Source organism: Neorhizobium alkalisoli (assembly GCF_007829835.1).
Lineage (GTDB): Bacteria > Pseudomonadota > Alphaproteobacteria > Rhizobiales > Rhizobiaceae > Neorhizobium.
Genome location: NZ_VIWP01000001.1, coordinates 28,506 through 42,388 on the forward strand (window position 1 = coordinate 28,506; position 13,883 = coordinate 42,388).

A 13,883-nucleotide genomic window follows, 5' to 3' on the forward strand; every position below is an offset into this window, starting at 1 on the left:
CCGGAAAGTGCATCCCGACGCGCTTGGGAGGAGAAGCGTCGAGAGCGAAGCTGTAAACGGGTCGTCGTCGGACTTTTGAACGTCAACCGAGCATGTCTTCCGATTTACCGGACAGATCAGTCCTTGCCCATCATCCGGTCGACGCTGAATTTGCCGGCGCCCGAGGTGACGAAATACAGGAAGACGAAGCAGAAGACCGCAGCCGCATAACCGCCGTTCTCGGTCGGGAAGAAGCTTTTCGGAAAATGCGCGACGAAATAGGCGGCGGCCATTTCACCCGACAGGATGAAGGCGGCAATGCGCGTCTTGAAGCCGATCAGGAAGAAGAAGCCGACAACCAGCTCGATCAGGCCGGCGATCCAGGGCATCGAACCTTCCGGCGGCATGAACTGGCCGGCGTGAAAGTGAAAAATCTTCGCTGTGCCGAAGGAGAAGATAACCAGGCCGAAGGCAATGCGCAGGATGCCGAGTGCAGTGGGCTGCAGGTCTTTCAGATATTTATCCATGAGGGACTCCGTTGTTGATCCAACGGGTGTTGCCGCCGCCACTCTCAGCCGTCAACAAAATCCACCAGCACTTATTTGTGATTGCGCTGGATCGTCACACCGGTCCCGATTACGGCCGGCTTTAGAGAAGATCGAAAGGATCGACCTTAAACGTATCTCACACCGTAACGGCGTTCACGACCATCAGGATCGGCAGGCCGGCGACGACGATAGCGCCAAGCCATGCCATCAGAATCTTGATGAAGTAGGTCCGAGGAATGACCGGATTTTCCCACTCGCGATGCATGCTTCACTCCTCACGCCAATGGCCGGAGTGAACCACCTGCCGTCGTCCGAGTCGAGTGCGGTTTTGCAACAGGCTAAACCATACGTTTACACGCTGGCGGCGAGAACCTGGAGGTGAGGCTTAGCGCGTACCAGGGCGTGATCTGCGCGCCAAGCCTCTGCCGCAGGCTGCATTTTGAGGGGGACACCCGCGACAAGGGGACATTGCCGCGGCAAATTTTATGGTTCCAGTTGCGTAAGCAGACATGCCTAACGAATTATGAATACCCACAGGCTTCGCGGATTGAGATACCACATCAGCGGGTGCGCCGCTGTTTTCAGATACCGCAGGCTTCGATCTATTGCAGGTTCAGCCGAAGCTGAACGCCCTTGGGCACGCTCAGCTTACGCAGTGTCGCAAGCTCGATTCGTCCGTAAACTGCCTTGCGCTCACGATCATGGCGCTCGCGAAGCGCCTTGGATGCTGCCACGGCTGCAAGAGCGCGTGCGACGACCTCATCAGTTCTTTGCATGGCAATCTCCTTTGTTCTTCTTTTGTTCTCATATTTTTTACTCGACGTCAAGAGATATGGCGGCATGGAGAATTGTCGGTTCGCGGCATGCGGGCGGGCGCTGGCAAATTATCCTCACCCCATTCCAGCGGGGTGCCAATCCGCGGGTGAACTGTTATGTCTATCGCGCAATTGAGTCCGGACTGTCGGACAAAGACGCTGTTTATGCGCAGAAAGGAATTGCAATGCAGATCGCTATGATAGGCCTGGGAAGAATGGGCGCCAACATGGTTCGGCGGCTTCTTCGCGGTGGTCATGAATGCGTGGTATTTGACGTCAACAAGGCAAGCGTCGATGCGCTCGCAGGCGAAGGCGCCGTTGGCGCAAGCTCGATCGAGGACCTCGTCTCCAAGCTTGCCAAGCCGGCCGCCGTTTGGATGATGCTTCCCGCCGCAATTACCGATGACACTTTGAATGTTCTCGCCGGCCTTCTGGCTCGTGGCGACGTGATCATCGATGGCGGCAATTCGAATTACCAGGACGACGTGGATCGCGCCGGCAAGCTCGCTGAAAAGGGCATCGACTATATCGATGTCGGCACGAGCGGCGGCGTCTGGGGTCTCGAGCGCGGTTATTGCCTGATGATCGGTGGCCCGAAGGCTGCGGTAACGCGCCTCGACCCGATCTTCCTGTCGCTGGCACCGGGTGCCGGCACGGCGGAAAGCGGCGTAGGCCGCCGCACCTCGGAACTCGGCTATATCCATTGCGGACCGAGCGGTTCCGGCCATTTCGTCAAGATGGTCCACAACGGTATCGAATACGGCATGATGGCCGCTTATGCGGAAGGCATGAACCTTCTGAAAGCCGCCAATTCCGGCAAGCAGACCCGCACAGTCGATGCCGAGACGAGCCCGCTGTCGCATCCGCAATATTACCAGTTCGATCTCGATGTCGCCGAGATCAGCGAAGTATGGCGCCATGGCAGCGTCGTTTCCTCCTGGCTGCTCGATCTTCTGGCGCAGTCGCTGGAAAACGACCCGAACCTCGAAGTGTTCAGCGGACGCGTTTCGGATTCCGGCGAAGGTCGCTGGATGCTGAAGGCTGGTATCGATACCGGCATTCCGCTGCCGGTCCTGTCCTCGGCGCTCTTCCAGCGCTTCTCCTCGCAGGGCCACGAGCGTTATTCCAACCAGGTTCTCTCCGCACTGCGCGCTGCCTTCGGCGGCCATGCGGAAAAGAAGCACTGATATCGATTTTTCAGGCGGGTGTTTTGGCACCCGCCTGAAATCCCTTTAGGGTCGAGATGTCATCATGAGCGATATCGATCGGACACGGGCCGAACAGCTTTGCCGTGAGGCTGGCCTCGATGCTCTTGTTCTCTTCCAGCCTGAAGCATTCCGTTATGCCGTCGGTGCTCCGGCCGGTGTCGCCACCATGTGGGGCAGGGCAGGTGCGGCAATCGCGCTCGTGCCTGCGGATCGTGGCGCAAAGATTGCAGCTGTTGCCAGCGACCATGCGGCTGGCGCGATCCGTAAAATTTCCCCAGCCATCGATCTGCGCACCCACCGGGTCTGGATCGACAGTGCCGATCTGACCGGTGCCGAAACCGTCGCACAGGTCAATGAAGCCTATCGCCGTTCGGGCGCTGGTGGTTCGCGACCGGAGACATTCGATCGGACGCGCTGTTTCGAACTTCTGGCCGATCTCCTTACCGAACGTGGATTGGCGAAGGCCCGGATCGGCGCCGATCTGGAATTCATGCCAGCCGCCGATTTCGACGCCTTGAAACAGGCAATACCTGGCATAGACTGGGTGGATGGGTCTCCGCTGCTGCGCCGGCTGCGCATGGTCAAGACCGGGGCAGAAATCGAACGTTTGCGCCGCGCAGCCCTGGCGGCGGAAGCCGGGCTGGTGCGGCTTGCTGCAGCCGTCAGGCCGGGTGTTTCGCTTTCGGCACTTTCCGCTGCGTGGAAGGATGGTGCTTTGTCCTTTGCTGCGGGCAACGGTTTTTCCCTAAGCGGTCACTGGGACTTCATCTCGGTTGGGCCTGACCTGTCGGATATGTCCGCGGTCGTTGAGCCGGGCGCCCTGATCAAGGCGGATGTCGGCACGCTGGTGGACGGTTATTCCTCCGATGGTGCCCGCAGTTTCGTCTACGGTTCGCCGTCGCCGCTTGCGGCAGACGTATTCAAGGCGCTTGAAAATGCCTTCGCAGCCGGCCTCGGGAACCTGCGCCCCGGCAATGGTTTTGCCTCGGTCCATGCCGCGATGCTCGCCTCGATGCGCCGCGACGGCTTTAGCGAATATTATCGCGGCCATTTTGGCCATTCCGTCGGCGGCGGTGTCGGGATCGAGGAATGGCCGTTCTTTTCCGCGACCAGCACCGAAACCCTCGAGCCGGGCATGGTCGTTGCCCTCGAGGCGCCGTTTTACGGCCAGGGCTTTGGCGCCCTGATGATCGAGGACCAGTTCCTCATCACCGAAACGGGCGCCGAATGCATGACGACGCTGCCGCGAAACCTGCGTGATCTTTCCGTCTGAAATGATTTTTCGCTTTTGCCCGTTTACGGAGATGCTGCGCTCTGGTGCGCCGCAATAAACTGCCTATGTGAGAAGGCAGGCTTTCATTTCCGTAGAGCGACCTCATGGCAAAATCCCTGCATCTCACCGCCTTCATGCGTCCCGTCAGCCTGCATACCGGTGCCTGGCGTTATCCGGGCGCCTATGCCGATGCCAATTTCAATTTTCAGCATCTGAAATCCTTTGCCCAGAAGCTGGAGGCAGCCAAGTTCGATGCCTTCTTCATGGCGGATCATCTCGCCGTCCTTAACATGTCCGTCGAGGCGTTGAAGCGCAGCCACACCGTCACCTCCTTCGAGCCTTTCACGCTTCTTTCGGCACTGGCCGGCGTCACGGAAAAGATCGGTCTCGCAGCGACCGCCTCGACCACCTATGACGAGCCCTATCACATCGCCCGGCGCTTCGCCTCGCTCGACCATATCAGCGGCGGCCGGGCAGCATGGAATATCGTCACGACATCCAATCCGGATGCCGCCCGCAACTTTGGGCATGACGAGCATGCCGAACACGGTGAACGCTACAAACGGGCCCGCGAATTCTATGACGTGGTCACCGGCCTGTGGGACAGTTTTGCTGACGATGCCTTCATTCGCGATCAGGAAAGCGGCATCTTTTTTGATCCTGAGAAAATGCATGTGCTGAACCACAAGGGCGACGAGTTGAGTGTTCGCGGACCGCTCAACATCGCGCGACCCGTACAGGGATGGCCCGTCATCGTTCAGGCCGGACAATCGGAGCCGGGCCGCCAGCTGGCTGCGGAAACGGCGGAAGTCGTGTTCTGCGCCCCACGCGATATCGCGGGCGCAAAGACCCTTTATGCAGATATCAAGGGGCGGATGGCAGCAGCGGGACGTGATCGCGATCACCTGAAGATCCTGCCTGCCGCCTTCATCGTCCTCGGGGAAACGGTTGAGGAGGCGAAGGCCAAGCGAGCTCAACTCGACAGCCTCGTTCATTACGACAGCGCCATTGCCTCGCTCTCGATCGCACTCGGCCATGATGCATCTGGCTTCGACCCTGATGGTCCTCTGCCTGAAACCCCGGAAACCAATGCCAGCAAATCCGGCCGCGCCCAGCTTCTCAAGCTCGCCGAAGAGGAAAAGCTGACGGTGCGGCAGCTTGCACAGCGTTACGGCGGTTATTCGGGGCTCGCCTTCGTTGGCACACCAAAAACCGTGGCCGACGAAATGGAGGCATGGCTTGCGCAGGAAGCGGCCGACGGTTTTACCGTCGTGTTTCCCTTCCTTCCGCAAGGCTTGGACGACGTCACGCAAAAGCTGGTCCCCGAACTGCAAGGCCGGGGCCTCTTCCGCCGCGACTACGAAGGCGCGACCTTGCGGGAACACTTTGGGCTTCCGAGGCCGGCGAACCGCTTCTTTTCTTAAGCATCGGAAAGGGGCTCCGGGATCGTTTATGCTTGGGCGCCCCGATTCCGACACATATTTTGCAGGCTTTTGCCATAAATTGGCATCGCGTTATGGCTCCCGGCGTTGACCTTGAAGCGATTTCACCCGAAAGTCAGGGTGAAGAAATGTTTAACGTGATGGAGCTGCGATGATTGACGGAAGCTTTTCGCTTTTCGGATTCGACCTTCTGGGTCCGAGCCGCCACGCCCGCCGTGAGGCCGATCGCAAAAAGGCTGATGCCAAGGCTGGCGAATTCGCCGGCAAGGGGAGCGAAGGCGCACTGGTTTCGGATCGCGAGTTGTCGACAACCTTCCTCTGGGGCATGTATCCCCACTATTGATCGCTCGTCAGCGCAGTAAAGGCCTAAGAGCATTTGCCACGGCTTGCAGTGGCTCGAGGAATTTATGTGCCATCTGGTCGGCGGATATGCTGGCTGCTGAAGCGCCGATATTAAGCGCGGCGACAGTGATGCCGCGATCATTTTTCAATGGTACCGCGATTGAGCACAGGCCAAGCTCAAGCTCCTGGTCGATGATTGCAAACCCCTGCTGCCTTACCTTTGAAAGTTCTTCCAGAAGCTCGTTGGGTTCAGTCTTGGTTCGCGGCGTGAACGCGGCAAGGCTGGTTTTTTCCAGAAGCTGGCGCGCCTCGTTTTCGGGAAGGGCGGCCAGAAGCACACGGCCCATGGAGGCGCAATAGGCCGGAAGACGGCTTCCCGGCATGAGGTTGATCGACATTACCCGTTTTTGCGAGGCGCGCGCAATATAGACGACTTCCGTGCCGTCCAGCACGCTTGCCGATGCGCTCTGGTGGACTTCTTCCGCAAGCCTGTCGAGGTAAGGTTGAACGACCTGCGGCAGCGGTGTCGCCGACAGATAGGCATGGCCAAGGCGCAGGATTTTTGGCGTCAGCGAAAAGAATTTCCCGTCATAATCTGCATAACCGAGCTCGGCCAGCGTCAGCAGGCAACGTCGTGCGGTCGCCCGATCGAGGCCGGTTGCCTTCGAGACATCGGCAATCGCCAGTCTTGGCGTTTTCTCGCCAAAGGCCTCGATCACTTTCAATCCGCGCGCAAAGCCGCTGACGAAATCCGTTTCCCGCATGATGGCACCTTAAACGTAAGAGCGCCATTTTGTGCGATATATGAACAAATGTCAATTATCGCACAAAATTCTTGTCGGCTGATGGCTGCCGTCCTATCCATTGTGCCGGAGGCGTGGCCGTCGATAGCGGCCGCACAGAATCCCGGAGGATTTTGCATGGACAAGACGATCGCGACGATGGCCGAGGCTGTCGCGGAAATCGGAGACGGCGCCACGATCATGATCGGGGGCTTTGGTGGGTCGGGGGCGCCGATCGAGCTGATCCACGCGCTGATCGACCGCGGGATCAAGGATCTGACCGTCATCAACAACAATGCCGGCAATGGCCGCATCGGCATCGCCGCGATGATCGACGCGGGCATGGTGCGCAAGATGATCTGCTCCTTCCCGAAATCGTCGGATCCGCGCGCCTTCACGGATCGCTATCTGGCCGGTCAGATCGAGCTGGAACTGGTGCCGCAGGGCACGCTTGCGGAGCGGATCCGTGCCGGCGGCGCCGGGATCCCAGCCTTCTACACGCCGACCGGCTATGGAACCGAACTGGCGGAAGGCAAGGTCATCGCCGAATTCGACGGCCGTCCTTACGTCCAGGAACGCTGGCTGAAGGCCGATTTCGCCATCATCAAGGCGCATCTCGGCGATGCGCTCGGCAACCTCACCTACAACAAGGCCGCCCGCAACTTTAATCCGCTGATGTGCATGGCCGCCGCAAAGACGATCGTGCAGGTCTCGAAGATCGTGCCGGTCGGGGATATCGATCCCGAACATGTCGTGACGCCGGGCATTTTTGTCGACCGTGTCGTCGAAGTCGCCAATCCGCAACAGGAAGAAGAGCTCATCCGGGCCGGAGTTGTCTACGCATGACCCTCAACACGCGAGAAGACATCAAACTTTCCAACGCCCAGATCGCCTGGCGCGCCGCGCAGGACATTGCCGATGGCGCCTATGTAAACCTCGGGATCGGCTTTCCGGAAATGGTGGCGCGCTACCAGCCACCGGGCCGCGAGGCGATCTTTCATACCGAAAACGGCATCCTCAACTTTGGCGAGGCGCCGGCCGCCGGTGAAGAGGACTGGGACCTCATCAATGCCGGCAAGAAGGCGGTAACGCTGAAGCCGGGTGCCGCCTTTTTCCACCATGCTGACAGTTTTGCCATGGTGCGAGGCGGCCATCTCGATGTCGCCATCCTCGGCGCGCTGCAGGTGGCCCAGAACGGTGACCTTGCCAACTGGCGGGTCGGCTCGAAGGGCGTGCCGGCCGTCGGCGGCGCCATGGATCTCGTGCATGGCGCAAAACAGGTCTGCGTCGTCACCGAACATGTGACGAAAAACGGCGAACCAAAATTAGTTGAAGCTTGTACCTTTCCGCTAACCGGGGTTGGCTGTATCACTCGGGTCTATACGAGCCATGCCGTGATCGACATCGTCGATGGCCGGTTCGTGCTGCGTGAAAAACTGGCCGACATGTCGGTCGAAGAGCTGCAGGCGATGACCGGCGCGCCGCTTCATATCGATGGAGCCGTTGCCGATCTCACCGTACCGGCTTTGTAAGAAGACGAAATTGTGAGGAGGGAAGAATGACGGAAGCCTATATCTGCGATTACATCCGCACGCCGATCGGCCGTTTCGGCGGTTGTTTGTCTTCGGTTCGCGCCGATGATCTCGCTGCCGTGCCGCTGAAGGCTCTGGTCGAGCGCAACGCCTCCGTCGATTGGGAAGCCGTCGCCGATGTCATCTATGGCTGCGCCAACCAGGCCGGCGAGGACAATCGCAACGTTGCCCGCATGGCCGTGCTTCTCGCGGGGCTGCCGGTTTCTGTCTCCGGCACGACCATGAACCGTCTCTGCGGTTCGGGCATGGATGCCGTCATCACCGCCGCTCGCGCCATCAAGGCCGGCGAGGCCGAGATCATGATTGCCGGTGGCGTCGAAAGCATGAGCCGTGCGCCTTTCGTTATGCCCAAGGCCGAGACCGCCTTTTCGCGCAATGCCGAAATCTATGACACGACGATCGGTTGGCGCTTCGTCAATCCGCTGATGAAAAAGCAGTATGGCGTCGATTCCATGCCGGAGACCGGTGACAACGTGGCGATCGACTACAAGGTCTCCCGCGAAGACCAGGACGCCTTCGCCGTCCGCAGTCAGGTCAAGGCCGCTGCGGCTCAGGAAAACGGCCGTCTTGCGAAGGAAATCACCTCCGTCAGCGTGCCCCAGCGCAAGGGCGCCCCCGTTATCGTCGATCGCGACGAACATCCGCGCGCAACGAGCATGGAAGCGCTCGGCAAGCTGAAGCCGGTTAACAAGATCGAAGGCGGCACGGTCACTGCCGGCAATGCCTCGGGCGTCAATGATGGCGCCGCGGCATTGATCATCGCCTCTGAAGCTGCCGCCAAGAAATTCGGCCTGACGCCGATCGCCCGTATCGTCGGCGGCGCGACGGCCGGTGTTCCGCCGCGGATCATGGGTATCGGCCCGGCACCCGCAACCCAAAAACTCTGCGCCAGGCTTGGCCTTTCGCCCAAGGATTTCGACGTCGTCGAGCTGAATGAAGCCTTCGCCTCTCAGGGCATCGCCGTCCTGCGCGAACTCGGCATTGCCGAGGATGCCGACCACGTCAATCCGAACGGCGGCGCTATCGCACTCGGCCACCCGCTCGGCATGTCCGGTGCCCGCATTGCCGGCACGGCTGCGCTCGAGCTCTCGCTGCGCGGCGGCGCCAAGCGAGCGCTCGCCACGATGTGCATTGGTGTTGGTCAGGGCATCGCGGTGGCGCTGGAGCGGGTTTAGTCCCGCTCCCTTTAATCCGTCGCCTTCGCTCCATAGAAGGCGCGGATATCCTCGGCAAAAGCGTGGCGTGAATCCGGGTTGGTGTAGAACATGTGCCCGCCGCGATAACGCTTGAGCTCCGCCCGGCCGGTCGCAAGCGGCGCAGGCAGGTGCTCAATCACGTAGCGGCTGGCGCCATAGGGCGTCAGCGCGTCGCTATAGCCATGGGCGATGACCAGCCGGAAGGGCGGGATGACCGAGAGGAGATCGCGCAGATCGGTGGAGGCGCTCGCGAGTGCGCGGGAATCGCCGCCGCGGCTGCCGTTCCATTCCCAGCGGCGGTTCACTTCCTCGTTGAGGAGGTTGTAGGTCATGTCGCTTGAGAATTTCAGCTCGTTGCGGGCGTAAGCGACGAAGGCTGCGCCATAGGCGCGGGTGTAACCTTCGAGAATGGGGTCGTCATTGCGGCTGAAGGGCGATTCCGGATAGGCGTCGGGAACGGAATAGGATGCGTCATAGGGGCTGACGACCCGGCCGGGACCACCCATCTGCTTCGTATAGGCATCACCGATGAAGCCGCGGCTTTCCGCAATGACATCCTTCGATATGCCCGTCATCGCGGAGATACGCGAGTAGAGGCCATCTGCGGCCGTGCCGCTCGGAGCAGGCCCAGCAAGCGCCGGCAGATAGTCTTTCAGCGCAAATGTTTCTGCTTCTGCGAGCTTTTCCGGCGTGAAGCTTTTTGTGTTTTCCATATGGGCAGCGGCAAGAGATGGAAGCTGCAGCGCTGCGCTCAGGGGATCATCGGAATTGGCGAGGAACCGGCCCTCCAGCAAGGGCGACAGCATCACGATGCCGGAGACGAGAAGACCCTGATTGTTTTTCATCGACAGCGCCACCTTGGCCGCTCGAAAACCGCCGTAACTCTCGCCTGCGAGATATTTCGGCGCATCCAGCCGGTCGTTTTTCTGCACGTAGAGCGTGATTGCCTTGGCAAGGCTGTCGGCATCCTGCCGGACGCCGTAAAAATTCTTGGCGGTCTCGTCATCGCTGGCACGGCTCCAGCCAGTGCCGACGGGATCGATGATCACGAGATCGGTCAAGGCGAGCCAGCTGTCCGGATTGTCCTTCAGCGTGGGCATCGTGCCGTCGTCGCCGCTCTTGCCGAAATCAACGATTTTCGGGCCGATCAGCCCGAGATGCAGATAGGCGGAGGCTGCACCCGGCCCGCCATTAAAGGCAAAGGTTAGCGGCCGGCCCGGCTTGCGGTCCTTGGCGATATAGGCGGTGTAAAAAATCTTTGCCGATCGGTTGCCGTCCTGGCCGAAGAGATCGAGTGTGCCGGCGGTCGCGGTATAGGGTAGATCGCCTGTTGCGGTTTTCAGCACGTGATCCGTTACCGAATCCTCGGGGATTAGGCTGAAAATAACGGGTCCGCGCGCTTGTTCGCCGCCACGCTGTTGCGCCGAAACGGGTGCAGTGAGGGACAGGAGCAGGATAAGGCAGGCGATCGGTCGAAACAGGGACACGGCAAATCCTCCTAGACAGGCCACGCCTTATCTAATGCGCGCAAGGGATGCCGGGAAGTTCACTTCCTGTTGAAGCGGCGATCAGCCGTGGCTGGAATCCGTCGGTAGCACAGGAGACGTATCCTGTTTGACATTGCCGCGGTGGAAGATGAACAGGCCGGATCCGACGATGACAGCAGCACCGATCCATGTCTGGGCATCCGGCAGGTCGCCGAAGAAAAGCCAGCCGAGGAAGACGGCCCAGACGAGCAGCGTATATTGCAACGGTGCGAGAACCGAGGCGGGCGCCAGTTTCAGCGAGCGCGTCAGAAGCAGGTGGCCGGTGCTGGCGACGACGCCGAGCAGGAGAAGCGCCATGAGTTCGCCGAAGGTGAAAGGCGACCAGTGGCCGATGCTGAGGAAGACGCCGCCGATCAGGCCGGCGATAGCCTGCCAGGTGACGAGCGTCGCATCCGAGGTGGCGCGCAGCTGCCTGTTGAGGACGATCGTCAACGCAAACCCAAAACTGCCGACAAGCCCGAACAAAGCCGGCCAGTCCAGCATGGCAGAGGAGGGGCGGAGCGCGATGATGACGCCGACAAAGCCGAGAAACACGGCGAGCCAGCGCCGCCAGCCGATCCGCTCGCCGAGGAAGAAATGCGAAAGCGCCGCGACATAGATCGGTCCGGCCATATAGAAGGTCATGACATCGGCAAGCGGCAGATAGGCGACGGCCGCGTAAAACAGGGAAAGATCGAGCGTTGCAAAGGCAACGCGCATGATCTGGATGCCCGGCTGTTCGACCCGATAGAGCGCACTCAGCGGCTGGCGAGCCAGCATTGGCGCCAGCACGATGGCTGAGCCGATCGAGCGCAGCACCAGAACCTGCCCGACGGCAAAACTGGCGACCAGCCATTTGCCCATGGCATCGTTGAGTGCGAACAGGAAATCGCCGAGCAGCATCAGCAGGATGCCGGCAGTAACAGCGCTGATGCCGGCGCGTGCCGACAGGCCCTTGGCCATGGTGTTTCTCCGTCCGAGTCGGAGCGCTCGGTTATCTTCCGCTTAGCCGGCCAACCGCCCACCTTGCAAGGGCTTTGGAGCCCCTGTCGTGGTCGGGAAACTGATCGGCAGGCCGCGCAGAACGCGCACCGCCAGAAAGGCGAAGCATTCGGCCTCGACGGCGTCTCCGCGCCAGCCGAACTGGTCGGCGGAGACGGCCTTTGCGCCGGCCCTATCTTCCAGCATCGCCATGATGGTCGGGTTGTGCCGGCCGCCGCCGGAGACGATCAGCCGCTTCGGTCGCCGCGGCAGGAGATCGAGCGCCTTGCCGACGGCCGATGCGGTGAAGGCCGAGAGAGTGGCGGCGCCTTCGGCATCGCCAAGCCCATCGGCCATGGCGGCCGTGAACGAAAACCGGTCGAGCGATTTCGGATAGGCGGCGGTCAGGTAGGGGTGTTTCGTCAGCTCGGCGAGCCGGGCTTCATCGACCGTACCGGACGCACCAAGCGCGCCGCCAAAATCCATTTCCCCAAGGCCGCGGGCCTTCATGAAATCGTTGAGCGGTGCGTTGGCGGGGCCGGTGTCGAAAGCGACGACCAGATCGCCACCATCCCACCAGGTGATATTGGCGACGCCGCCAAGATTGAGCACGGCCGTCTCCCCGGTCTTGTCCAGACTGCGCAGGAGGGCGGAATGATAGGCAGCAGCAAGCGGCGCTCCCTGTCCGCCGGCACGGACATCTGTTGAGCGGAAATCATAGGCGACCTTAGTCCCGAGGATCGGGGCCATCAGTTCACCATCGCCGAGCTGGCGCGTATCGCCCAGTCGCTCTTTGGTCGGGGCACGATGCAGCACGGTCTGGCCGTGAAAGCCGACGATGCCGATATCGGCCATGGTCAGCCCGGCGCTTTCCACCAGATCCTTGACCGCCTGCGATTGCGCGCGCGTCAGCGCCCCTTCGGCCTCGCGAAAAATATCTGGCTCCGGCCCTTCGAAATTCCAGGCACGCGCTTGCTTCAGCGTCTCTTCCAAGAGCGTCCGGATCTCAGGCGGGTAGGGCGCCAGTGTATAAGCTCCGAAGGTTTCGATCGTCTCGCCATCGGTCTTCAGCAGGGCCACGTCGATATTGCCGTCGAGGACGGTCCCGGTCATCAGGCCGACGGCCCATATCGGCTCGAAAATATCTGCCATCGTAAAATTCCTCAATCCTGATTGACGAGATCGCCGACCGCCTGACGCAACGCGATGATGCCGCTGTCGAAATGGCGGGTCGGGTGAATGCGGTTGGTGAGCAGCGTCCAGGCGCGGCCACGGTCGAAATCGATCCAGAGGCCGGTGCCGGTAAAGCCCGTATGGCCAATCGTGCCCGCGCTGCAGGCATTGCCGCCGGACCAGTCGTGGTAGGGGTGCTCCCAGCCATGCGTCCGCTTTTCGGAAAGCGGCGTACGCATCAGCTTGATCGTTTCCTCGGATGCGCCTGTGCCGACGAGCAGGCTTTCGGCGAAATCGAGAACCGAGGTCACCGTGCCGAACAGGCCGGCATGGCCGGAGCCTTCCAGCGCCGAGCAATTGTCGTCATGCACTTCGCCGGACAGGATCCGGTGTCGCCAGGTGCAATCTTCCGTCGCGGCGGAATTTTCAGGCGCGGCCGACCATGCGAAACCCTGGCCGGGATCGAGCTCGCGCCAGGGTTTTCCCGTGAGCCGCTCGAGCACGAAGCCGAGCAGGATGAAATTAATGTCGGAATAGACCGGCGGGCCGGCCTTCCATTCCCTCTGCAGGATGAAGGCGCGTAGCAGATCCGGATCGCGGCCATAGGTATAGATCGGCTCAACGGCCGGAAATGGCGTCTGGTGGCCGAGGCATTGGCGAAAAGTCACCTGCCGCTCCCAGTCGTCGGCGGAATATTGCCGGAGGTCGGGAAGGCGCGTCGTCAGCGGCGCATCGAGATCGATCGTGCCGTCATGGGCAAGTTCCAGAATGCGCGGCGTGGTGAAGATGACCTTGGTCAGCGATGCGAGGTCGAACCATGTCTTTTCGGTCATCTCGCGGTATTTCGGCATGAATTCCGCCGAACCAATCGCCTGGGTCCTGCGGCCATGCTTCAGGTCGACGATGCCGAGTACGCCGCCCGGAATACGGCGCGTTGCGACAGCGGTCCTGAGCGGCTCGAAGGCGCGGTTGAACCGGACGTTCAGATCGGTGACTGCTGTCCTGAAAGTTCCGTTCTCCATGACC

General features: G+C 60.8%; 15 protein-coding genes. 7 read left to right on the top strand and 8 right to left on the bottom strand.

The window, feature by feature from the left end; genetic code table 11:
* Positions 1-116 precede the first annotated feature (116 nt).
* The 3 genes from FHW37_RS00170 to FHW37_RS33415 form a co-directional block, all read right to left on the bottom strand.
* A complete protein-coding gene (locus tag FHW37_RS00170) occupies positions 117-506 on the bottom strand; it encodes a DoxX family protein (protein ID WP_145631086.1) in 390 nt (129 codons plus the stop codon).
* Positions 507-663: 157 nt separating this feature from the next.
* Positions 664-792 (bottom strand): hypothetical protein, encoded by a 129-nt coding sequence (locus FHW37_RS34405; RefSeq protein WP_281407226.1) that lies wholly within the window; start codon positions 790-792, stop codon positions 664-666.
* Between the two features lie 337 nt (positions 793-1,129).
* Positions 1,130-1,303: a hypothetical protein gene (locus FHW37_RS33415; protein ID WP_186458092.1), complete on the bottom strand. Its 174-nt coding sequence runs from the start codon at positions 1,301-1,303 to the stop codon at positions 1,130-1,132.
* Between the two features lie 224 nt (positions 1,304-1,527).
* On the opposite strand from FHW37_RS33415, the gene gnd reads away from it, so the two are divergent.
* The 4 genes from gnd to FHW37_RS00190 all read left to right on the top strand — a co-directional run bounded on the left by gnd (position 1,528) and on the right by FHW37_RS00190 (position 5,608).
* Entirely contained in the window at positions 1,528-2,529 is a 1,002-nt protein-coding gene (gnd, locus tag FHW37_RS00175) for a phosphogluconate dehydrogenase (NAD(+)-dependent, decarboxylating) (RefSeq protein ID WP_145631087.1), read from the top strand.
* Between the two features lie 64 nt (positions 2,530-2,593).
* Complete coding sequence (locus tag FHW37_RS00180) at positions 2,594-3,823, top strand: M24 family metallopeptidase (protein ID WP_145631089.1); 1,230 nt, start codon at positions 2,594-2,596, stop codon at positions 3,821-3,823.
* 104 nt (positions 3,824-3,927) lie between these two features.
* Positions 3,928-5,247, top strand: a complete 1,320-nt coding sequence (locus tag FHW37_RS00185; protein WP_145631091.1) for an LLM class flavin-dependent oxidoreductase — start codon at positions 3,928-3,930, stop codon at positions 5,245-5,247.
* 169 nt (positions 5,248-5,416) lie between these two features.
* The gene (locus FHW37_RS00190; RefSeq protein ID WP_145631093.1) at positions 5,417-5,608 is read left to right on the top strand and encodes a hypothetical protein; all 192 of its coding nucleotides are present in this window, start codon (positions 5,417-5,419) and stop codon (positions 5,606-5,608) included.
* A 7-nt stretch (positions 5,609-5,615) separates the two neighbouring features.
* On the opposite strand, the gene FHW37_RS00195 is transcribed toward FHW37_RS00190, so the two are convergent.
* Positions 5,616-6,371, bottom strand: coding sequence for an IclR family transcriptional regulator (locus FHW37_RS00195; protein WP_145631096.1), 756 nt, complete (start codon positions 6,369-6,371; stop codon positions 5,616-5,618).
* 156 nt (positions 6,372-6,527) lie between these two features.
* On the opposite strand from FHW37_RS00195, the gene FHW37_RS00200 reads away from it, so the two are divergent.
* Genes FHW37_RS00200 through pcaF form a run of 3 tightly spaced genes read left to right on the top strand, consistent with a single transcriptional unit; the run spans position 6,528 to position 9,156 of the window.
* Entirely contained in the window at positions 6,528-7,235 is a 708-nt protein-coding gene (locus tag FHW37_RS00200) for a 3-oxoacid CoA-transferase subunit A (protein ID WP_145631098.1), read from the top strand.
* A complete protein-coding gene (locus FHW37_RS00205; protein WP_145631100.1) occupies positions 7,232-7,921 on the top strand; it encodes a CoA transferase subunit B in 690 nt (229 codons plus the stop codon). Before FHW37_RS00200 ends, FHW37_RS00205 begins: the two co-directional genes overlap by 4 nt.
* A gap of 26 nt (positions 7,922-7,947) precedes the next feature.
* Positions 7,948-9,156 carry a 3-oxoadipyl-CoA thiolase gene (pcaF, locus tag FHW37_RS00210; protein ID WP_145631101.1) on the top strand — a complete coding sequence of 403 codons (1,209 nt, stop codon included), beginning with the start codon at positions 7,948-7,950 and terminating at the stop codon, positions 9,154-9,156.
* A gap of 11 nt (positions 9,157-9,167) precedes the next feature.
* Here pcaF and FHW37_RS00215 read toward each other — a convergent pair whose 3' ends face one another.
* The 4 genes from FHW37_RS00215 to FHW37_RS00230 all read right to left on the bottom strand — a co-directional run bounded on the left by FHW37_RS00215 (position 9,168) and on the right by FHW37_RS00230 (position 13,879).
* The gene (locus FHW37_RS00215) at positions 9,168-10,664 is read right to left on the bottom strand and encodes a S10 family peptidase (RefSeq protein ID WP_186458093.1); all 1,497 of its coding nucleotides are present in this window, start codon (positions 10,662-10,664) and stop codon (positions 9,168-9,170) included.
* An 81-nt stretch (positions 10,665-10,745) separates the two neighbouring features.
* Positions 10,746-11,666: a DMT family transporter gene (locus FHW37_RS00220; RefSeq protein ID WP_145631103.1), complete on the bottom strand. Its 921-nt coding sequence runs from the start codon at positions 11,664-11,666 to the stop codon at positions 10,746-10,748.
* Positions 11,667-11,708: 42 nt separating this feature from the next.
* Positions 11,709-12,836, bottom strand: coding sequence for an anhydro-N-acetylmuramic acid kinase (locus FHW37_RS00225; RefSeq protein ID WP_145631105.1), 1,128 nt, complete (start codon positions 12,834-12,836; stop codon positions 11,709-11,711).
* 11 nt (positions 12,837-12,847) lie between these two features.
* Positions 12,848-13,879, bottom strand: coding sequence for a serine hydrolase domain-containing protein (locus FHW37_RS00230; protein WP_145631108.1), 1,032 nt, complete (start codon positions 13,877-13,879; stop codon positions 12,848-12,850).
* Positions 13,880-13,883 lie beyond the last annotated feature (4 nt).